Here is a 21,988-nt window from a genome sequence, read left to right on the forward strand (position 1 = left end):
TTCTAAAAAAACAAAAAAACAAAAAAATTTCTTTTGGTTTCATAGAATAAATGCATGTATAATGTAAATCAGTAACCTAAAGGAGCAAAAATTGATGTCAAAAAAATTTTTCGATATTTCAGCAAGTACACAAAATTTTTCGACCACACTTCTCCGTGATGATTTGATTCCTGCCCTCACTGGTAAGGATGGCAACATCTTGTATTGGGCGGGCAAAAAATTAGCCCGTGATTTTGTGTTGAACAAAGACGAGGAATTGTCTGTATTCTTTGATAAAGCTGGCTGGGGAGAATTAAAACGTGTTAAATCCCAAAAAAGCACACAAACATTTGAACTTTCTGGTCCAGTTATTCAAACCAGATTACAATTATCAAACAATGCCAATTTTTTATTAGAAGCTGGTTTTCTTGCAGAAACTATTCAAAATCAATTAGGTAATTTAACAGAAGCCATAGTCACGAGTACTAAAAAAGATATTGTCACTATTTTAGTCAAAATTGACTGGGATAGTCATGGAAAACACGAAGAGCTTGAGCAAGATAACATTATTAATCTTTTAGAAAATGAAGATCAGTAATTGTGAAATTAGACTTTATTATTTCAGTAAATAAATCAGATGTTTGAATTTAAAAGTCTATTCCGTATATTTCCGCTGATAATATTAAGATATTTAATGAGAGTGAAACAAAAGATGTTTTGAACCCAACTTGTAACGATGATTGTGTTATTTTGGAGCGTAGCAAAGTGCAAAACCAGAGTAACTCAATCGTTGTTACAGTGAAGCTTCAATCTTTTGGCACACGTTTAAGGGCCTTCGATTTAACCCATTTAATGGGATAGATCGAAGGCCCTTTTAGAATCGCACAGCTGGTTATGTCTCAACCCCTTTTGTATTCAAAGATAAGAAATCAGCTTTTTAGCATTAACCGTTTAAGCATTGGTTTTTATTTTAAATGAACGACCGTAGCACCATTTCCTCCTGCATTAGGCGAAGCATATTCAAAATTTTTAACCGCTCGATTATTCTTTAAATATTGAGTGATTCCTGAACGCAATGAACCTGTACCCTTTCCATGAATCAAAGTCACAGTAGAATATCCCGCTAACTGTGCACTATCCAGATAACGATCAACATTAGTCAACGCCTCTTCATAACGTTGCCCTCTCAAATCAAGACTAGTAGAAATACCACTGCTAGCAGTCCGTTTAACAGATGTTCGGTTTCCTTTAGCATTTTCATCGGGTACAGAGATCTTTTCCAAGTCATTTTCGTTGATTTTCATTTTCAAGATCCCGATCTGAACTTCCCATTCATGATTACCCGCTTTACGAAGTAAAACACCTTTTTGCCCATAAGTTTTAACCAATACATCATCATTTGGGTGAAGATCATGTTTTTGCTTAGCACGTTTCAAGACTTTATTCTTCTTTAAATTCTCAGGCTGATGAAGTTGATTGATTTGCCCTTTTGCATCTATCAACTCATTTTCTTTAATATTAGACCCGCCTGAAAGACGCATTTGACGTAAGTCAGCAATAATTTGATCAGCTTTTTTAGATGTTTCATTCACCATATCATTTGACTTTTGTTTAGCTTTTTCTAATAATTGATCACGTTGCTCATTTAAAGCTGCATATGCTTTTTCAAGGTCTGAGTGCAATTGCTCAGATTCTTTTAAATACTGCTGCGTATGAATTTTTTCTTCTTCTACATCATGCCTTTTTTGCACCAAATCACCAATCATATTATTCAGATCTTGACTATCTTTTGAAACGAATTGTGAAGCTGAATCAATTATTGTTTGTGGCAAACCTAAACGACTAGAAATATCCAAAGCGTTACTCCGACCAGGTACACCGATCAGCAATTTATAAGTCGGTTCTAAGGTCATGCTATCAAACTCAACCGAAGCATTGACTGTTTCAGGTCGTTCATATCCATAAACTTTTAACTCGGGATAATGAGTGGTAGCAACTACGTAACTTCCTTTAGCAGCTACATCATCCAAAATTGCAATAGCAAGTGCAGCCCCTTCTTGTGGATCAGTCCCTGAACCTAACTCATCAAATAAAACTAGTGAATGTGGTGTAATTTTATCCAAAAAACTAACGATATTTGTCATATGTGACGAAAAGGTACTCAAATTTTGTTCAATTGATTGTTCATCACCAATATCAGCAAAAATCTCATCAAAAATACCGATCCGACTGCCCTCACCAGCAGGAATAAAGAAACCGGATTGTCCCATTAACTGGATCAAACCGATCGTCTTCAAGGTAATTGTCTTCCCACCTGTATTTGGTCCAGTGATCAGCATTGTTTTAAAATCCTGGCCAAGCATAATATCATTTTTAACTGCTTTTTTTAGGTCCAACAAGGGATGCCATGCATGTCTAAAATACAAGAACTGTTCATCCGTAATAGCAGGTTCGGTCGCACCTATATTTTTAGCATAGACTGCCTTAGCGTTTGCGAGATCCAAATGCCCCAGTAGTTTGGCGTTAGCTTCGATTTCAGCTGTATAAGGTGCGATCAACTCTGAAAGTTCGCGTAAGATTCGGCGGATTTCTTCATTTTGCGCAGCTTCTTGTTGAGACAAACGGTTATTTAAAGAAACAACTTGTTTGGGCTCAATAAACAAGGTTTGCCCACTAGCACTTTGATCATAAACTTGACCACCAAAAACATTACGGTATTCTGCCTTAACCGGTATAACATAACGATCTTGCCGAATAGTTACAACCGCTTCACTTAAATATTTGGCAGACTTTCCACGCGTAAATTCAGCCAAAGTATCACGAATGCTTTGTTCAGTGGTAATTATCTGTCGACGCAAACTCTTCAATAAACTAGAAGCATCATCAGTCACATGTCCATCGTTTTCGACCGACAAAGCTAATTTTTTAGTAACTTGTGGTAGCGTTTCTAATTCAAATGCTGTTTCGTAAAGTTTAGTCAAATCCACTTCATCATCTTGCAAGTCCCTAAAAAAGCGACGCACTTCGTTAGTAACACGTAAAATCTTTCCAACTGCTGCTAGTTCTTTGGCACTAAGAGTCGCCCCGATATCTAATCTTTTCAAGAACGGCTTGACATCAACGATTTTTGGTAGAGGTATTCCACCTTGTAAGCGCAAAATATCTGCTGCATCTTTAGTTTCATCCAATGCCGCTTCAATTTCAGTCTTATTTATATACGGACTGAGATGTTTCAGCTCTTTTTTTCCTAGGTCTGTAACTAAATATTGCTGCGCTTGTTGCTTGATTTTAAAATACTCTAATGTGTTCAGACTTTTCTCATTCATTTTTTCCACCTCTCTTATTTAACCAACTTTAATAACTATCTATTCAGCCAATTTTCCCAGATATCTTTTGAAAAAACAGGCGTTTCTTTTATAATAAATTCTGCAACTGGTGAACTCGTTAACGAATCCTGTACTTGTGATGTTGGACTAGTAGTCAATAACAATAAAGCAAAAAATACAATAATATAAAAAATAATTAACCACGCCAAACCACCAGCCAGACGATTCACTTGTGAAATCACTGGTAATTTTGTGATCGAAGTAAATGTCTGCGTAACTACCCTGAGTATGATCCCGCCAAAAATAGCAATGATCCAAAATGCCAATACCCGATAAAAGATCATCGTAACAGTACCAGCATTACTTGCGCTCTGGTCTAATGCAGGCATATATTTGGTTAAAAAGTCTCCAAATGGACCAGATAAATATAAGGATAAAAGGAATACTACTACATAGCCAACCACACTGATCAGAGTCTGTATTAAACCGCGCTTATAACCATAGCGAAAACCTAAGACTAAAATCAGTAGAATTATCAGCGAAACTAACATATACTCACCTACTGTTCACCATCATGTGATTTTTTATCCTTAATATCATCTAATTCTTTTTGCTTTCTTAATTGGTCGGAAACAGCATTGATCGCTAATAAAACAGCCGCATCTTCTCGACTAACATTTTCACTCATGATCTCAGTCAGCTGCTCATTTACTAAATGTGAGACGGCACGCATATGCTCTGGCGTACTATCCCCGATCACAACATAATTTTTATTGGCTATTTTTAACTTAAATCTTTTTTTATTTGCAGCCATCCTAGCTCCTCCAATCCCCCAATTTAATACACAAATTTCATTTTAGCATAATTTTTTCACGCTTTAAGCTTAATGCCTGATTTTTAATCGAAATTCAACTCCTACGATTAACATTAACCTAGATAAAAAAACAACTAAAACCTTGAAATCGGCTTTAGCTGTTCTTATTGCTCATTAATTCAACCTATGATCATTGCATATTTTCATCATTTAAAAATGTATCTAATACATCTTCAACCATTTGCCATTCATCATCATCATCAATTTCTACTAAATCAATGTCCCCATTTTCACTATTTTCTTCATTAGGATCAAAAGAAAAAGCTGAAACATCAACTTGTTCTTCCGGTTCAGAATCAGTCGGGATCAAAAGGATGTAAGACTTACCATAATCTTTTGAATCAAAGGTAAATAAAATATCATATTCAGTCTCATTTCCATTATCATCAACTAAAGTGATTTTATTTTCAGTATTATTTTGTTCTTCACTCATTAAGAACGCCTCATTTCTTAGAGATTTTGTAGTAATTTCCCGTGACCATCCAAGTAATTTTGTAAAATCAAGCTTGCAGCTAATTTATCGATCACCTTTTTACGCTTTTTACGTGAAGCATCAGCTTGCTCGACTAACATTCTTTCCGCTTCGACTGTCGTTAAACGTTCGTCCTGATAATCTACCGGAAAACCAAATCGTCCTTTCAAACGTTCCCCATAAGCTTGACTAGCATCAACTCGTGGTCCGAGCGTGTTGTTCATATTTTTAGGTAAACCCACAACAAAGCCAGTGACTTCGTATTGGTCGACTAATTCGGCCACACGTTCTAAGCCAAATTGTTCATTTTCCTCATCGATTTTAATGATCTCTACGCCTTGAGCAGTCCAGCCTAACTGATCACTAACTGCTACACCGACTGTCTTCGAGCCGACATCTAGGCCCATAATTCGTGACACTAGCGTTGATCCTCCTTATTTAAATACGAACGCACCAGTTCCTCAACTATCTCATCACGTTCATGTTTACGGATTAAATTGCGCGCATCATTTAATCGTGGAATATAGGCAGGATCACCTGACAATAAATATCCAACGATCTGATTGATCGGGTTATATCCCTTTTCTTCTAATGACCGATAAACTATTTCAAGAGTATCATGGACATCTCTAGGGTCATTGTCATTAAAATCAAAGTATCTCGTTTCATCCAACGAACTCATATTTCCTGCACCTCCGCGTTAACAGTTACTCCTACTACAATTTTACTAAAACATCGAGTGTGTAACAATGAAATGTGCAACTTGTAACCAAGACGTAATCATTTAGAGATAGAAATGAAATCTATTTGTCCAGTATAAAATTACCTTTCTTGTTCTGCAATCCATTGAACACCTTGTTTTAAGGCCTCTGATATACCAGCTGGCTTTTTCCCACCGGCTTGTGCTAAGTCTGGACGGCCACCGCCGCCACCGCCAACAATCGGTGCAATATTTTTAATCAAATCGCCAGCTTTAAGCCCTTTTGTAACAGTATTAGCAGACATTGCTGTCAACAAGTTGACCTTTTTTTCACCAGCTTTAGTAGCTAAAATCAAAACATCAGAAATTTCTTTTGCCTTCCATTGATCAGCTAATTGTCGCAACTGATTCATACCTGAGACATTGACCTGTGCAGCAACTACCGTATGGCCACCCGCTTGTTGAACATTTTCCCAGATGTTTTCTGCTTGCTGACTAGCAAATTTATCTTCCAAACTTTGTACCTTATTTTCTAATTGTTTAACATTATCTAACAAACTTTCAACTTTTGCAGGGACATCTTTAGTCTTAGCTATTTTTAGATCTACAGCAATTGTTTGTAACAAATTATTTTGCCCTTCGAGGTATTCAAAAGCTTCGCGGGCAGTTACAGCCTCGATCCGACGCGTACCAGCACCGATCCCTGATTCGGAAATGATCTTAAATAAGCCGATCTCGCTTGTATTTTCAACATGGTTACCACCACAAAATTCACGTGAATAATCACCAGCAGAAACAACACGGACCACATCTCCATATTTTTCTGAGAATAAAGCGATCGCACCCATTTTCTTAGCGGATTCTAAATCGGTGACCGTCGTTGTTACCGCAATATTTTCCCAAATTTTTTCATTAACGATCTGTTCAACTTGCGATAATTGTTCATCAGTCACATTACCCATATTGGTAAAGTCAAAACGAAGATAAGTTGGTTCAACTAAAGAACCAGCCTGATGCGTATGCTCACCTAAAACATCACGTAAAGCTTGGTCTAACAAGTGAGTAGCTGTATGATTCTTTTTAACTTTATTGTGTCGTTTAATATCAACTTCTAATTGATATTCTTCGCCAGAAACCATCGCTGATCTGACCTCGACTGTGTGCAAGTTCTGACCATTAGGCGCATGTTGGACATCAGTCACTTTTGCGACGACTTCACCAGTTGAATTTTTGATAACTCCTGTATCAGCGACCTGACCTCCCATTTCAGCATAAAACGGAGTTTGTGAGAAAATCAATCGTGCACGTCCATCGGAAATTTTATTCAACACTTTTCCTTTGACAATGATGTCTTTTAAAACACCAGTTGCACTCAAAGAATCATAGCCGACATATTCACTAGGCGTTTTAATGTCAGTCAGCAATGCATCTTGGACCCCCATCGACTTCGCATCACTGCGTGCAGCCCGCGCACGGTCCTTTTGCGCCTGCATCTCTTTTTTAAAACCAGCTTGGTCGACCTTTAAGTCGTTATCGGCCGCAAATTCTTCCGTTAACTCTACCGGAAAACCATAGGTATCGTACAACTTGAACACTGGCTTACCGGAAATAGTATCCAGGCCTTTTTCCTTAGTTTCATTAATGAGTTGTCCCATTAATTCCATACCGTCTTTTAAGGTTTCGTTGAAACGATTTTCTTCATCTTGGACTACTTTTTTAATATAATCAGCTTGTTCTAACACTTCCGGATAAGCTGACTGCATAATTTTACCAACAACTGGCACGAGTTTATACAAAAATGCATCTTCAATACCCAATTTGCGTCCATGCATAACTGCGCGTCTGATCAAACGACGGATCACATAACCACGACCATCATTTGTTGGTAAAGCACCATCACCAATGGCAAACGTGATCGACCGAATATGATCGGCGATCACCTTGAAGGAAACGTCAACAGTCGCATCCTTCCCATATTCATATCCATTTGAGAATTCTGCTGTTTTTTCGATCAATGGCATAAATAGGTCAGTTTCAAAGTTAGTTTTAGCATGTTGGAATACCGAAACCAACCGTTCTAAGCCCATCCCCGTATCAATGTTTTTATGTGGCAATGGCTCATAAGTGTTATCTGGTTTATGGTTAAATTCTGAAAAGACGATATTCCAAATTTCAAGATAACGCTCATTTTCACCACCTGGATAACTTTCTGGATCATCTTCTGATAAATTATTCATAGCTTGACCACGGTCATAGAATATTTCTGAGTCTGGACCTGAAGGGCCTTGACCAATATCCCAGAAGTTATCTTCAGCTTCATAGATATGTGTTGGATCAACACCAACTTTTTTCCAGATCTTCTTTGAATCTTGATCCTTAGGATAAACGGTAATGAAGAGTCTATCAGGATCCATCGCATACCATTTTTCGCTGGTTAATAGTTCCCAAGCCCATGCAATTGCTTCTTCCTTAAAGTAATCACCAACTGAAAAATTACCTAACATTTCAAACAAAGTATGGTGGCGTGCTGTATGTCCCACATTTTCAATATCGTTAGTTCTGATCGACTTTTGTGAACTTGTCAAACGGTGATTTTTAGGTACAACGGAGCCATCAAAGTATTTTTTCATCGTAGCAACTCCAGAGTTGATCCACAATAAAGTCGGGTCATCTTTGGGAATTAAAGGAGCACTTTTTAATACATCATGTCCTTTACTTTTAAAAAAGTCTAAATACATTTGACGAATTTGTGCACTAGATAATTCTTTCATAAAAAAATTCCTTTCCGCATTACATCTTTCAAATAAAAACTTACCTTAAGTATACTTACAAACATTCATCGCCAATTCAATAACTATCAAATTCAAAAATTAAAATTGGACAAAAAACATCGTTGCTAACAAGGACGCTAAATGCGCGGTACCACCTTGCTTGCAACGATGCTGATCGTTAACCTCTTAGTGCTTTTCATAGCTATTATTTAAATTTATCATGGGTAGCATTTAATTGTCTGTCGTAGATCCTTGCACCGACCGGATCCTCTCTCAAACGAACTAACGATAAATATATCCCTAAATCATTCACAACTAAAAAGTATAGTGATTTTTTCGCTAAAAGTCAATCAGAGCAAACTTTCGCTTAAAAATTCAGTCACTTACTTTATAAATATTGCACGCTATGTCTGAATGTTTATTTTTTCCGCCGTTTAGCACGCTGCTCGATCCGACGTTTTTGCTGTTGATCTTTCTTGATTGCTTTTTTGATCCGTTTCTTATAACCGGGTTTATGCTTGTTTTTTTCTTTTTTAGCCATCCCACGTAAAGAAGGGTCCATTGGGTCGTGACGTTTCTTATGTTTAGCTCGACGTTCACGATCATAAGAATCGACAATTTCGCCGTTTTTCAAAGCTTTCGGTGCAAACGAGATTCCCATTTGTTCCAGTTCATTAACTTTTTGATCATCTTCTGGTCCATACAAGGTAATGGCGGTACCAGGCATATTATTACGTCCAGTCCGACCGACACGATGAACGAAAAATTCCAAATCATTTGGCAAGTCATCGTTTATTACGTGTGAAACACCTTCAATATCAATGCCGCGCGCAGCTAAATCAGTGGCAACAACAAATTGATAGTCCAAATTATGAATCTTTTTCATAACTCGTTTTCTTTCACGTGGTTGTAAACCACCATGGATCTTGGCAACTTCCAAACCACATTTGCGTAAATACTCAGTCAGTTCGTCAACTCTTTCTTTTGTATTTGCAAAGATCAAAACTAAATAAGGTTCGCCAATCGTTAGTAATTGGTAGATCAAGCGATTACGATCACGCCCTTTAGTTGAGATTAACCAGTTTTGTACTGTCGGACTAATAATAGCTTGATTTTCAACAACTTCAATCACAGGATTATTCATATACTTCTTCAAGAAAGGTTCTAATTTAACGGGGATCGTCGCTGAAAATACCATCATTTGCAGATCTTGTGGTAAAGCTGAAGCAATCGCGTCTGTCTCTTTCAAAAATCCCATGTCAAGTGTCATATCCGCTTCATCAACTACAAAATATTTAGTCAGATGAATGTCTAAAACATGACTATTGATCAAATCTAAAATTCGTCCTGGTGTACCGATCACAACTTGAGGCTGATGTTTTTCTAGCTTAGCTGCTTGCCTTTTCTTGTCGGTACCACCTACGTAATTAGCTACCATGATCTCTTGTTTCGATTCAGCAGAAATTTGTTTGGCAGCATCATAAATTTGATAAGCTAACTCACGACTAGGCGTAGTGATCACTGCTTGGACTTCATGTTGTGTCAAGTCGATCGTATTAAAAATTGGCAATAAGAAAGCGTGCGTTTTCCCACTTCCAGTTTGTGCTTGGCCGACGACACTTTTACCATGCATGATCGGCGGCAAGAGCCGTTTTTGTACTTCCGTCGGCTCCGTAAAGTTTAATTTCTCTAAAGCCTGTTTAATAAAGGGCTTAAAATTATAATCAGAAAATTTATTTGTCATTACTTTCTCCTGTATCGCTCGCTGCGATTTGGTCTAGTTTCTTTACAAATTCGGAGATTTGAGAGTCATCTTTGATAACTGCCCCACTAGCTAACGGATGGCCGCCACCGCCGTATTGTTTAGCTAACTCGTTGATGACCGCCTTTTTTGAACGAATACGTAAGCGGTAAGAACCATCTTTTTGCTGAACAAAAATCGTCCAACATTTAACAGTTGAGACTTTGCCTAACAAAGGTACGATCCCAGCAGTTCCAGCATCTCCCAACTCAAACTTGTTTAAAATATCAGATGTTAAAACAATATATGCGGCATTATTGACAGTGATCTGCATGTTTTCCCAAACATAGGCTGAAAGCCGAGCTACAGCTGGTTCAATGTCATCTAACTGACGGTTAACGCTAGCAGCATCAAAACCAGTTTCCATTAATCCAGCGGCTACACGCATCGTATGTGGTGTCGTTGCATCATACATAAAACGACCCGTGTCCCCAACGATACCCGCATATAACATTCGAGCAGCATCTTTTAAAAGTCGCAGTTTCCCGTTTGAGGAGTCCACTAAATCAAAAATTAACTCTGAGGTACTTGAAGCTTCAGGAACGACCCAGGTCAGGTCACCAAAATCATCATCATTTGGATGATGATCAATTTTGATCATCATTTTTCCTTTCGTATATCGTGTATCATCGACCCGTGGGGTATTGGCAGTATCAACTACGACCACCAAAGCATTTTGATATGCTTGGTCTGGTACTTCTTGTTCCGAATCGATCCAGGCCAATCCATTGGCTTTTGATCCAACCTGATAAACAGTCTTATCAGGAAAACTGTCACGGATGATAGTTGCCAGTCCACATTGAGAACCGATAGCATCTGGATCTGGACGTTGATGACGGTGAATAATAATGGTTTGGTATTTTTCGATCTGTTCAATTATTTTTTCTTGAGTCGACATAAAAATCTCCTTGTGCTTTTTATTTACTTAAAATCCCATGTCTGAGGTCACAAACTACCCCCAGTTTTTATCTAACACTTAACTATACATTTTTTGGCCTAGATTTTCAAAACATTCTTGGGTAACACATACAAAAGTCAGCATTTTTAAAGTCACTTTACACAAATGAACTACGTTAAACGATCACTAGCGTTATTCCATAATGGTAAGGCAATATTTTCAAATTCTAAGGGAGCTAGATTGGTTAAAGTTAACCCCAATAAGCGAATATCATAATGTTCATTTGGCTGGATCTGGTCTAAAAGTTGTTTGCCATAAAATTGAAAAGTTTCACTGCGGTTAGGGAAGAAGTCGTCTAGTGTGACTCGTTTTGTCGTCGTCTCAAAATCTGAATTTCTGACCTTCAAAACTAAGGTCTTACCATGCTTTTGTTGAAGTGCGACTTCTTTGGACAAACGATCAGCACTTCTCTTTAAAAAATTATCAACCGAAGCCAAAGTCGTTAACGGCTGATCAAAAGTTCGCTCGTTACCCAAAGATTTTCTAATTCTTTTCCATTCAACTGGCCGCTCATCCACTCCACGTACACGTTGGTATAAAACATAACCCATCTTCCCAAAATGTGAGATCAGCTCCCCAGAACTAAGTTGATATAAGTCTTTGCCAGTGAATATTCCTAACTGATGCATTTTGGGCACAGTTTTTTTACCCACCCCTCGAAACTTTTCGATCGGTAAAGGAAATAAAAAATTGTGGACTTCATCTTGACGAACCACTGTCATTCCAACAGGCTTACGATAATCAGAAGCTAATTTGGCCAAAAATTTATTATAAGAAACCCCGGCTGAACAGGTCAAATGGACTTTAGAAAATATTTCTTGTTGAATCATGCGTGCTGTTTGAATAGCCGAATGCAGCTGTTTTTTATTAACAGTAATGTCCAAATATGCTTCATCGAATGCGATCGGTTCAATGTAGTCAGTATACTCATGAAATATTTCATGGATTTGGTTTGATACTGCCCGATATTTTTTAAAGTCTGGATCTTTAAAATATGCTTGTGGGCATAATTTTAAAGCCTCTTGACTACTCATCGCAGAATGCACTCCGTAAGAACGGGCAACGTAATTAGCTGTAGCTACGACTCCATGTCCTCCAGTTTTACGCGGATCACGAGCGATCACGAGCGGCAAGGAAGCCAACTTCGGATCATCTCTCATCTCGATCGATGCATAAAAAGCATCCATATCGATGTGTACTATTTTCCGATCATCCACCTTGCTGACCTCCTTCAAAATTCTAGTCAAAAATGACAGCAACAAAACCTTGCCACTGCCATTTTAACATGCACTATTTATAAATATTATACCAGCTGTTTAATTCTCATCAGGCCTAAAATACCACTTATTACCATCTTCTTTAAGCAACTCTTTTGCGGCTTGTGGTCCCATCGAACCGCAAGTATAATTTTGAAATTCATCCTGTGAAAGCTTTTCTTCATCCCAAGCTTGACGAACCGCATCCACAAATCTCCAAGAGTAATAAACTTCTTCCCAGTGCGAAAAACTAGCTGAATCGCCTTGCAAGACATCGTAGAGTAATTTCTCATATCCAACTGGCATTTTCGATTGAGTGTTTTCTCCATGTGAATGGCGTAAATGCATACTCTGGATCCGATATTGATCAAAATTAACTTCTTTACCATTTAAACGTAATTCCATACCTGGATTTGGCCCAACCTTAAATGACAGAATATTTTGCTTCAATGGTTCACTACCAAAAATATTGTAGGGAGCATTTTTAAACACAACATCGATCCGAGTTTCTTTTTTAGTCAAACGCTTCCCCGTTCTGATATAAATTGGTACGCCTGCCATATTCATATTATCAACAAAGATCCGCCCGGCAACAAAGGTTTCCGTTTGTGAATCAGGAGCCACTTGATTTTCTTCACGGTAACCGACTTGCCCATTACCTGGACCATACTGGCCACGCACAAAATTTTGTTTAACGCCATTTTTATCATAAACACGTAAAGCCTTCAATGCACTGATTTTTTCTTTCCTAATATCTTGATCGGTATACATCGTGGGAGCATTCATGGTCAACATGGCAACAGTTTGTAAAATATGATTTTGCACCATATCACGTAAAGCACCAGCATTTTCATAATATCCAGCACGTTCTTCAACACCCAATGCTTCACTTAAAGTAATTTGGATATTATCGATATACCGGTAATTCCAAAGCGCATTGAAAATATTATTACTAAAACGCAACGCAGGGATACTTTGAATCATTTCTTTACCCAGGTAGTGATCGATCCGGTAAACATCTTTTTCGGGGAAATATTGATTAATACTTTCATTCAACTCTGTCGCACTTTTGACATCATGACCGAACGGCTTTTCGATCACAACACGATTATAGCCATTTTCGGTAACTAAACCTTGTGTTTTAACATGTTGACAGATTGTTGAGAAAAATTGTGGAGACATTGCCAAATAAAAGACACGATTTCCTTCTAATTCGTATTTTCCATCAAGCTCATCTGCCAATTTTCGTAATGTTTCATAATGGTCTGTATCATTAACATTATGTGCTTGATAGTAGAAATGACTCGAAAATTCATTAGCCTGTTTTGCGGTGACCTCCATACCTGAAATTGAGTTACGTACAATTTCTTGATAGCGCTCGTCATTCCATGGTCGGCGAGCTGTTCCGACAACTGCAAAATGCTCTTTCAAATACCCTTGTTTATATAAATTGAACAAAGATGGATACAATTTACGTTGAGCCAAATCTCCAGTCCCACCGAAAATAATAAACAACGCCTTTTGTTCACTTGTCATTTTTTTGCGCACCGCTTTCTTATAATTTATTATTACATACATTGTACCTTGTTTGTTTTGTCTAGACCAGTCAGACGTTTTTACTTATTCAATTTTAGTTAGTAAATCAAAACAAAAAAGCTTCATATTCGATGAATTTTATCCATCAAATATAAAGCAGCCTGATTTACAAACGAAATTAAATCAAGTGTACACCTTTATCAACGTAAATTGTATCACCAACAACACCTGTTGCCAGATCACTCATCAAAAAGGCACAAGCACCGCCAATTTCAGTTGTTGTGACCGAATTTCCATCAACTGTCCGACTTTCAGATTCTGATAGCAAACTTGAATGGTCCTTAACACCAGTAACAGCCAACGTCTTAACTGCGCCAGCAGAGATTGCGTTGACACGCACACCATATTGACCCATATCCCGAGCCAAATAACGAACGTTTGCTTCCAACGCAGCCTTAGCTACACCCATGACATTATAGTTAGGGATAGCTCTTTCTGAACCAAAGTATGTCAATGTCACGATACTTGCTGGGTCATTTAAAATTTCTTTTCCATAACGTGCCACAGCTAAAAGTGAGTACGAAGAAATATTTTGTGCCACCGCATAACCTTCCCGGCTGGTATTTTGCACATCTCCATCTAATTCTTCTTTGTTAGCATATGCAATTGCATGAACGATACCGTCTAATTTACCAAAACGCTCTTTGATCTCCGTGAAAGCCTTATCCATGCTTTCATCAGTAGCAACATCACATTCGATCAAGAGATTTTCATCATCAACTAAGCGTTTCACACTTTTTTTCATACGTTCATTTTGATAAGTATAAATAACTGTTGCTCCTTGTTTCTCCAATTGTGAAGCACAACCCCAAGCGATCGAACGTTTGTTAGCAACGCCCATTACTAAAATCTTCTTGCCATCTAATAAATTCCCCATAAAAATCGCTCCCTTGATTTTTCATGAAACAAATCAGTTTGCAAAGCTAACCTAGTTAAAATTTTCTAAATCTAGCTTTTCTTTGTGCAACCAATTCATCTGATGATAATTTTTCTAATTTTTCTAATTCTGGTCGTAAAACTTGAATAATATTTTTGCAAAAGCGTTTATGTGTATTTGGTTCAGGTATAATACCTTCGATAACTCCCGCTTTATCTAACGCTTCTGGAGTTAACTGCATGACTTCAGCTGCTTCGTCTGATTTACTTGCATCTTTCCATAAAATTGAGGCAAATCCTTCGGGCGAAAGGACTGAATACATACTATTTTCACTCATCCAAATCTCATCACCACAGGCTAATGCTAAAGCACCACCACTGCCACCTTCACCGTAGATGACAGTTAAAAATGGTACTTTAACATCCGCGATCTCAAGTAAATTATGTGCAATCGCTTCACCTTGGCCTTGCTCTTCGGCACTTGCAGCTGGATATGCACCAGCTGTATTAACAAATGCCAAAACTGGTCGCGAAAACTTTTCAGCTTGTTTGACCAAACGTAACGATTTTCTATAGGCTGCTGGCGCTGGGCTACCAAAATGTTTAGCGATCCTGTCTTTAGCAGAAGTTCCTTTATCGATCACTAGAACTGTCACTGGTCGTCCCGCAAAATGAGCTAAACCACCGACAATAGATGGGTCGTCATCATTTAAGCGGTCACCATGCATTTCCATAAAATCAGGAAAAATTTCGTCTAGCAATTCCTGACCACTGATTTTTTGTTCATCACGTGCGGCAGCGACGATCTCAGCTGCCGTTCGTTGCTTTTTCGAAAACAAACTTACGATAGCTACTCGCCTGCCTTTCCTTGATTCATTTCTAAGAGCCATGCAATAGTATCTTTTTGCTCTTCACGTTTAACGATTGCATCGACAAAGCCATGCTTCATAATGTTATCCGCGTCTTGCAAATTTTCGGGTATTTTCTGATGCATGGTTTGTTCGATCACACGTTTACCAGCAAAACCGATCAACGCATGCGGCTCGGATAAAATAATATCTCCTTGCATAGCAAAACTAGCTGTGACCCCGCCTGTTGTTGGATCTGTGATCACTGAAAGATAAAATAATCCTGCCTTAGAATGTTCCCGTACTGCCTGGGAAACTTTTGCCATTTGCATCAAAGAATAGATTCCTTCTTGCATCCTAGCACCACCAGACGCAGTGAATAACACAACTGCTTTATTATGTTTTGTAGCATATTCAAACAACCGGGTAATTTTTTCGCCTGTCACAGTTCCCATTGAACCCATAATAAACTTGGGATCCATAACACCTAAGAGAAATTCCTGTTCACCGATCTTAGCCACACCAGTCAACACAGAATCATTTAAATCAGTTGCTTGTTGTGCCTTATCAATTTTCTTAGCATAGTCAGGAAAATCAAGCGGATCAGCTGTTTGCAAGTCTTGACCCATCTCGGTAAAACTATCAGTTAACCAATCAACACGTTGACGACTAGAAATGCGAAACCCATAACTACAATTTGGGCACGTTGAATAAATACCTAAATCTTTATGATAGACTGATTGCTTACATTTTGGACAAGCTAACCAGACACCACTTGGCACATTTTGCTGTGCTTGTTTGTCAGCTTTAACATGTTTTTGCCCCAGTGTTTTCAGTTCATCAAACAGCTGCATTGCTTTCCCTTCTCTTCCATTCCGGTAAGAATACCCGTTCTACATAGTCCGTAGTAATCGTACCTTTTTTAAATTCTTCGTCTTTTAATAACGACAAATAAAATTTCTGATTAGTTGTGATCCCTGAGATTACCATTTCATCCAGTAATCTTTTAACTTTTTCAATTGCTTCATTACGATCATGACCCAAACCGATCAACTTGGCGATCATCGAATCATAAAATGGTGAAATATTACATCCCGCATATAAAGCAGTATCCATTCTCATTCCTAAATTACCTACAGGTACATACAGATACTTAACCTCACCTGTGGACGGGAAAAAGTTTTTGCTAGGATCTTCAGCATTGATACGACATTCGATCGCAACACCTTCCAAATGAATATCTTCTTGCTTAAAAGGTAATGATTCTCCCGCAGCCACCTTGACTTGGGCCTTAACCAAATCGATTCCCGTAACCATTTCAGTTACCGTATGCTCAACTTGGATCCGCGTATTCATTTCCATGAAGTAAAAATTGTGTTTTTGGTCCATCAAGAATTCAATTGTTCCCGTGTTTAAATAATCAATTGAATTTGCAGCTCGCAACGCGATCTCACCTAAGTGTTGACGTTGTTCTGGACTGATCAACGAACATGGACTTTCTTCGATCATTTTTTGTTTTCCTCGTTGCACGGAACAGTCACGTTCAGGGAAATAAACCGAATTACCCTGCTGATCACAAAAAATTTGAACTTCAATATGTTTCACGTTGTCCATAATTTTTTCCAAATACATCCGACCATCGCCAAAAGCGCTTTTAGCTTCACGGCTAGCTTCTTCAAAGGAAGCAGTCAAAGAATCAATGTCGTCGACACGCCTGATACCTTTACCACCGCCACCAGCTGCTGCTTTTAGCAAAATTGGAAAACCGACTTCTTTAGCAACTTTTTTAGCTTCAGTTGCATCTTGTAAGAAGCCCTCACTACCAGGAATAACAGGTACGCCACTCTTTTGCATTTGTTCACGAGCATTGGCCTTGTTACCCATCAGATCGATAGTTTCTGAGCGTGGTCCAATAAATGTGATCCCACAATCTTCACACATTTCAACAAATCGGCTGTTTTCTGAAAGAAAGCCAAACCCTGGATGGATCGCCTGCGCACCAGTTCCGACCGCCGCAGCTAAAATGTTTTTCATATTTAAATACGAATCTTGTGGTCGCGCCGTTCCTACACAAACGGCTTCATCCGCTAATTGTACGTGTAAACTTTCGCGATCTTCAGTGGAATAGATCGCCACTGATTGAATGCCTAATTCTTTCAACGAACGGATGATGCGGACCGCAATTTCGCCACGATTTGCTACCAATACTTTCGAAAACATACTAATCGCTAATCCCCAATCATAAATGTAATTTCAGCCGTACAAGCTTTTTTACCATCAACTTTGGCAACAGCTTTACCTAAGCCAACGTTACCACGTATTTTTTCTAAATTGACCTCGATCACCATTTGGTCACCTGGACGCACGACCTTACGAAACTTAGCTTGTTTGATCCCACCAAAATAAGCTGTCTTGCCCTTAAACTCGTCTAAAGTTAGTAAAGCAACTGCTCCGGTTTGAGCCATCGCTTCAACGATCAAAACTCCTGGCATAACAGGATTCCCCGGAAAATGTCCCTGAAAGATCTCTTCATGAGCCGTCACATTACGTAATGAGACGGCACGTTGACCTGGTTCTAATTCTTCTATCCGATCGATCAAAAGCATCGGATAACGATGTGGGATTATTTCTTGAATTTGTGTTGAATCTAATACTGTCATTTTATGCCTCCTCTACACGGAACAAAGGTTGATCAAACTCAACTAGATCTTCAGTATCAACCAATATTTCGCTGATCGTTCCTGACACTTCACTTTTAATTTCAGTCATCATCTTCATCGCTTCGATGATACAAACTACGTCACCTTTAGCCACCTTTTGTCCAACGGACACATAAGAAGGTTTTTCTGGTTCAGGTTTAAGATAAACTGTCCCTACCATTGGTGCCTTGATGGTTGTACCATGTTGTTCTTTTGCTTCTGGCTTTTCAACATTTTCAGCAACTTGATGTTGTGGTTGTTCTACCATTTGTGTTGGAGCTGTCGTTGTTTGAGCCGGAGCAGCTTTTGATTGAAATGAATTTTCATTTTTACTGAGATGAATATGAAATCCTTCCGTTGAAATTTCCATTTCTCTGGTATTAGAAGCGTTAAATTCATCCATCAGATCCTTAATTTCATTAAATTCCAACTATTTTTCGCCCCATTTTTTAAATGTTAAGACCGCATTATGTCCACCGAATCCAAATGAATTACTGATAGCATATTGTAGATCTGTTTTCTTTTCATTAGCTTTTGTCACAACATTAACGTCACATTCTGGATCTTGTTTTGTCAAACCAATGTTGGGTGGTAAAGTTCCTGTTTGCAAAGCAGCTATTGTTGCCACTGCTTCAATTGCACCAGCGGCACCCAACAAATGACCAGTCATTGATTTTGTGCTGCTAACTTGGACCTGACTATCTTTTCCGAAGACTTGATTGATAGCATGGGCTTCACTAGAATCGTTACTTGGTGTTGCAGTCCCATGAGCATTAATATACCCAATTTCGTCTGGTGTAATGTTTGCTTCTTTTATAGCTTGTGACATTGCACGCGCAGCACCTTCACCTGATGGATCAGGCGAGGTCATATGATATGCATCAGAAGTAGAACCATAACCAACAACTTCGCCTAAAATATTAGCGCCCCGTTTTTTTGCATGGTCTAAACTTTCTAAGATCAACGTAGCTCCACCTTCACCCATTACAAAACCTGATCGGTTGCTGTCAAACGGCAACGAAGCCCTTTGTTTATCGGCCTCAGTAGTTAAAGCTGTCAAAGCAGCAAAACCAGCAATACCGATCTCATTAACTGAAGCTTCGGAACCACCGGTGATCATAGCCTGTGCACGGCCTTCTTTGATTTGACGATATGCTTCACCGATTGCATTTGTCCCAGAAGAACAAGCTGTAACGATCGAGGTTGAGATATTTTTAGCTCCCAGTCGCATCGAAATATTACCAGCTGCCATATTAACGATCGAAGTTGGCACAAACATTGGTGAAACACGTTGTGGTCCCTTATCATGCATTTTAATGACCTGTTCTTGGATCGTGGTCAAACCACCGATACCAGAACCATAAATTACACCTAATTCATAAGGATCTGTATTTTCTTCATTGATCCCTGCTTGTTCAGCAGCTTCCAAAGCGCTATGAACAGCGTATTGTGAAAAAAGATCCATTCTGCGACCGGACTTTTTACCGACCCGTTCCTTTATATCAAAACCTTTAACTTCACCAGCGACATGTACACCAGTTTCCGTTGCATCAAACTTAGTGATCTCATCGATCCCCAGTTCTCCTGCTAAAACATTTTTACTAAAAGTCTTAGCATCATTTCCAAGCGGAGTTACAGCTCCCATTCCTGTAATTACTACTCTAGTCATGTTTCACGCTCCCTTACATTCAATACTATAAAGTAATTCACATCACCCTATAATATTTGTTTGACTTGATTTTCAAAGCAAAATTTTTTAACCATACTAATAAGCTAAGATCAAGCACCATACATTTCTTTATACAGAAGGCCACCTCTGATGGTTCTATCACCTATTGACGTGATAACCCGACAGTAATGGCCTCCTTACTTTTCACTTGTTAAATTGTCATTCCACCATCAACACTGATGACCTGACCGGTAATATAATCATTTTGTGCTAAGAAGACAGCTGTTTTCGCCACTTCATTTGAATCTCCAAAACGCTTTAAAGGAATACCGGCCATTAACTGATTTTTTACTTTGTCACTTAAAACATCAGTCATGTCACTTTCAATCATTCCTGGAGCAATTGCATTGCAGCGGATATTTCGCAGTGCGCCTTCTTTAGCAACCGTCTTGGTTAATCCGATGACGCCTGCCTTACTAGCAGCATAATTTGCTTGTCCCACATTGCCATGTAATCCGACAACACTAGCCAAGTTAATAATGACACCAGTCCGCTTTTTGTTCATCTTTTTTAAAATTGCGCGTGTCATTGAGTAGGTCCCGACCAAATTAACATCGATCACTGAGCGAAAATCTTCTTCTTTCATTCCGATCAAAAGTTTATCATTGGTAATACCGGCATTATTGACTAACACGTCAATTTGTGGAAAGGATCCATATGCTTCTTTGACCATCCGTTTCACATCATCAGCTCGTGAAATATCACCGAGGATCGTCACACATTGAACACCATAAGATTTGATTTCCTCTTCTAACTGTGCTGGAACTTCTTTTCTGGCATTTAAGATCACGTTAGCTTTTGCTTGTGCAAATGCTAATGCGATCTGCTTACCAATGCCACGTGAAGAACCCGTAATAAATGCTGTTTTTCCTTGTAGATCCATCTAAATACCCCGTATTTCTTTCAAAAATGTTTGATAAGAATCGTAATCTTCCACTTGATAACGAGTTACTTTGCGGTCAACTTGTTTAACAAACTGTGTCAAAGTTCCACCTGGTCCAAGTTCAAGTGTTGTATCTACATCTTCATTATTAAACAAATAAGAAACGCAATCAGCAAAATGAGTCGGAGAAACGATTTGTTTAACTAATGTTTCTCCAATTTTTTCTTTTTCAAAAGGCTGTCCCGTTGTATTACTGATAACAGGAACACTCGGGTAACGAAAATCGATTTTTTCCAAGATAGGAGCCATTTTCGCACTTGCATTTGCAAAAAGCTGAGTATGAAATGCACCAGAAACTGGCAACTCGATCGCCCTTTTAGCTGCTTTTTGGTCAGTGATCTTAGTAATAGCCTCTGTCACTGCCTGTGCCTGTCCGCCAATCACAACTTGCTTGGGTGAATTGTAATTTGAAATAGAAATGATCGCACCCGCGTTAGCCAGATCATGGCAAATTTCTTCGATCTTAGCGATATCGGGTTTCAATAAGGCGGCCATCTTACTTGCATTATTTTCTGCATCTTCTTGCATGAAACATGCTCGTGCTTCTAATGCCTTGATCCCCGCCTGTTCATCTAATGCATTAGCCGATATCAATGCGGCATACTCGCCTAAAGACAAGCCAACATTCCCACTGATCTCTAGTTCAGGCAGGTCACGCTTGACCATTGCATCCAATCCTATACCTAAAGCAACAATTGCCGGTTGTTGATATCTGGTTTGAGCTAATTCATCATTTTTGTCAGCAAGTACGGACAAAAGATCAAAAGAATCCAATTGCGCATTAATGCGATCAAGCGTTTTTTTAAAAAGCAGATCTTTTTCGTACAGATCGAGACCCATTTTACTATATTGAGCACCTTGACCACTAAATAGGAGAGCAACCTTTCCCATTTTTAACACCTCGATTATTCAGCTTTTGCGTCGACTTCTTTTTTAACGTAATTTACAACGTCTTGTATTGTTTTAACGTCTTCACTAGCTTCTAGTTTAACGTCTAAGTCATCTTCTAATTCGTTCATGATTTCAAAAACATCTAAACTATCTGCATCCAGATCATCTTTGATATCAGCATCTAACGTTACATCAGCTGCATCCACGTCCAATTCATCAACCACAATATCCTGTACCTTTTTCAAAATATCTTGTTCACTCATAATAAT

22 protein-coding genes are annotated in these 21,988 nt (G+C 38.6%); 1 reads left to right on the forward strand and 21 read right to left on the reverse strand.

The annotated features are described in order from the left end of the window. The first annotated feature begins 94 nt into the window (after window positions 1–94). Entirely contained in the window at window positions 95–577 is a 483-nt protein-coding gene (locus LACPOB_RS0102715; protein WP_017867298.1) for a YslB family protein, read from the forward strand. Window positions 578–944: 367 nt separating this feature from the next. Here LACPOB_RS0102715 and LACPOB_RS0102720 read toward each other — a convergent pair whose 3' ends face one another. The 21 genes from LACPOB_RS0102720 to LACPOB_RS0102820 form a co-directional block, all read right to left on the reverse strand. Continuing rightward, on the reverse strand, window positions 945–3,305 hold the full coding sequence (locus tag LACPOB_RS0102720; protein ID WP_017867299.1) for an endonuclease MutS2: 2,361 nt from the start codon (window positions 3,303–3,305) through the stop codon (window positions 945–947). 35 nt (window positions 3,306–3,340) lie between these two features. Then, window positions 3,341–3,856 (reverse strand): CvpA family protein, encoded by a 516-nt coding sequence (locus tag LACPOB_RS0102725; protein ID WP_017867300.1) that lies wholly within the window; start codon window positions 3,854–3,856, stop codon window positions 3,341–3,343. 8 nt (window positions 3,857–3,864) lie between these two features. After that, window positions 3,865–4,119, reverse strand: coding sequence for a cell division protein ZapA (locus tag LACPOB_RS0102730; RefSeq protein ID WP_017867301.1), 255 nt, complete (start codon window positions 4,117–4,119; stop codon window positions 3,865–3,867). A gap of 190 nt (window positions 4,120–4,309) precedes the next feature. Next, window positions 4,310–4,612 (reverse strand): DUF1292 domain-containing protein, encoded by a 303-nt coding sequence (locus tag LACPOB_RS0102735; protein WP_017867302.1) that lies wholly within the window; start codon window positions 4,610–4,612, stop codon window positions 4,310–4,312. 17 nt (window positions 4,613–4,629) lie between these two features. Then, window positions 4,630–5,070: a Holliday junction resolvase RuvX gene (ruvX, locus tag LACPOB_RS0102740; RefSeq protein WP_017867303.1), complete on the reverse strand. Its 441-nt coding sequence runs from the start codon at window positions 5,068–5,070 to the stop codon at window positions 4,630–4,632. Beyond that, a complete protein-coding gene (locus LACPOB_RS0102745; protein WP_017867304.1) occupies window positions 5,070–5,333 on the reverse strand; it encodes an IreB family regulatory phosphoprotein in 264 nt (87 codons plus the stop codon). Before LACPOB_RS0102745 ends, ruvX begins: the two co-directional genes overlap by 1 nt. Window positions 5,334–5,473: 140 nt before the next feature. Beyond that, window positions 5,474–8,122, reverse strand: a complete 2,649-nt coding sequence (alaS, locus tag LACPOB_RS0102750; RefSeq protein ID WP_017867305.1) for an alanine--tRNA ligase — start codon at window positions 8,120–8,122, stop codon at window positions 5,474–5,476. A 418-nt stretch (window positions 8,123–8,540) separates the two neighbouring features. Continuing rightward, the gene (locus tag LACPOB_RS0102755; RefSeq protein WP_017867306.1) at window positions 8,541–9,866 is read right to left on the reverse strand and encodes a DEAD/DEAH box helicase; all 1,326 of its coding nucleotides are present in this window, start codon (window positions 9,864–9,866) and stop codon (window positions 8,541–8,543) included. Further along, window positions 9,856–10,821, reverse strand: a complete 966-nt coding sequence (locus LACPOB_RS0102760) for a DHH family phosphoesterase (protein ID WP_017867307.1) — start codon at window positions 10,819–10,821, stop codon at window positions 9,856–9,858. The genes LACPOB_RS0102755 and LACPOB_RS0102760 overlap by 11 nt, the downstream gene beginning before the upstream one ends. Before the next feature lie 170 nt (window positions 10,822–10,991). Beyond that, window positions 10,992–12,068: a DNA polymerase IV gene (gene dinB / locus LACPOB_RS0102765; RefSeq protein WP_040532682.1), complete on the reverse strand. Its 1,077-nt coding sequence runs from the start codon at window positions 12,066–12,068 to the stop codon at window positions 10,992–10,994. A gap of 129 nt (window positions 12,069–12,197) precedes the next feature. Next, window positions 12,198–13,673 carry a glucose-6-phosphate dehydrogenase gene (gene zwf, locus LACPOB_RS0102770; RefSeq protein WP_017867309.1) on the reverse strand — a complete coding sequence of 492 codons (1,476 nt, stop codon included), beginning with the start codon at window positions 13,671–13,673 and terminating at the stop codon, window positions 12,198–12,200. A gap of 178 nt (window positions 13,674–13,851) precedes the next feature. Beyond that, the gene (fabI, locus tag LACPOB_RS0102775; protein WP_017867310.1) at window positions 13,852–14,610 is read right to left on the reverse strand and encodes an enoyl-ACP reductase FabI; all 759 of its coding nucleotides are present in this window, start codon (window positions 14,608–14,610) and stop codon (window positions 13,852–13,854) included. Window positions 14,611–14,665: 55 nt separating this feature from the next. After that, entirely contained in the window at window positions 14,666–15,499 is an 834-nt protein-coding gene (gene accA, locus LACPOB_RS0102780; RefSeq protein ID WP_225429659.1) for an acetyl-CoA carboxylase carboxyltransferase subunit alpha, read from the reverse strand. Continuing rightward, a complete protein-coding gene (accD, locus tag LACPOB_RS0102785) occupies window positions 15,460–16,311 on the reverse strand; it encodes an acetyl-CoA carboxylase, carboxyltransferase subunit beta (protein WP_017867312.1) in 852 nt (283 codons plus the stop codon). The genes accA and accD overlap by 40 nt, the downstream gene beginning before the upstream one ends. Beyond that, complete coding sequence (gene accC, locus LACPOB_RS0102790; RefSeq protein WP_017867313.1) at window positions 16,298–17,677, reverse strand: acetyl-CoA carboxylase biotin carboxylase subunit; 1,380 nt, start codon at window positions 17,675–17,677, stop codon at window positions 16,298–16,300. Before accC ends, accD begins: the two co-directional genes overlap by 14 nt. 8 nt (window positions 17,678–17,685) lie before the next feature. Continuing rightward, on the reverse strand, window positions 17,686–18,117 hold the full coding sequence (gene fabZ / locus LACPOB_RS0102795) for a 3-hydroxyacyl-ACP dehydratase FabZ (protein WP_017867314.1): 432 nt from the start codon (window positions 18,115–18,117) through the stop codon (window positions 17,686–17,688). 1 nt (window position 18,118) lies between these two features. Beyond that, complete coding sequence (gene accB / locus LACPOB_RS0102800) at window positions 18,119–18,586, reverse strand: acetyl-CoA carboxylase biotin carboxyl carrier protein (protein WP_017867315.1); 468 nt, start codon at window positions 18,584–18,586, stop codon at window positions 18,119–18,121. Beyond that, window positions 18,587–19,825, reverse strand: coding sequence for a beta-ketoacyl-ACP synthase II (fabF, locus tag LACPOB_RS0102805; protein WP_017867316.1), 1,239 nt, complete (start codon window positions 19,823–19,825; stop codon window positions 18,587–18,589). It lies immediately after the preceding gene. A gap of 211 nt (window positions 19,826–20,036) precedes the next feature. After that, complete coding sequence (gene fabG / locus LACPOB_RS0102810; RefSeq protein WP_017867317.1) at window positions 20,037–20,768, reverse strand: 3-oxoacyl-[acyl-carrier-protein] reductase; 732 nt, start codon at window positions 20,766–20,768, stop codon at window positions 20,037–20,039. Continuing rightward, window positions 20,769–21,719 (reverse strand): ACP S-malonyltransferase, encoded by a 951-nt coding sequence (locus LACPOB_RS0102815; protein WP_017867318.1) that lies wholly within the window; start codon window positions 21,717–21,719, stop codon window positions 20,769–20,771. Window positions 21,720–21,733: 14 nt separating this feature from the next. After that, a complete protein-coding gene (locus LACPOB_RS0102820; RefSeq protein ID WP_017867319.1) occupies window positions 21,734–21,982 on the reverse strand; it encodes an acyl carrier protein in 249 nt (82 codons plus the stop codon). Window positions 21,983–21,988: the final 6 nt, after the last annotated feature.

The organism is Ligilactobacillus pobuzihii E100301 = KCTC 13174 (assembly GCF_000349725.1).
GTDB lineage: Bacteria > Bacillota > Bacilli > Lactobacillales > Lactobacillaceae > Ligilactobacillus > Ligilactobacillus pobuzihii.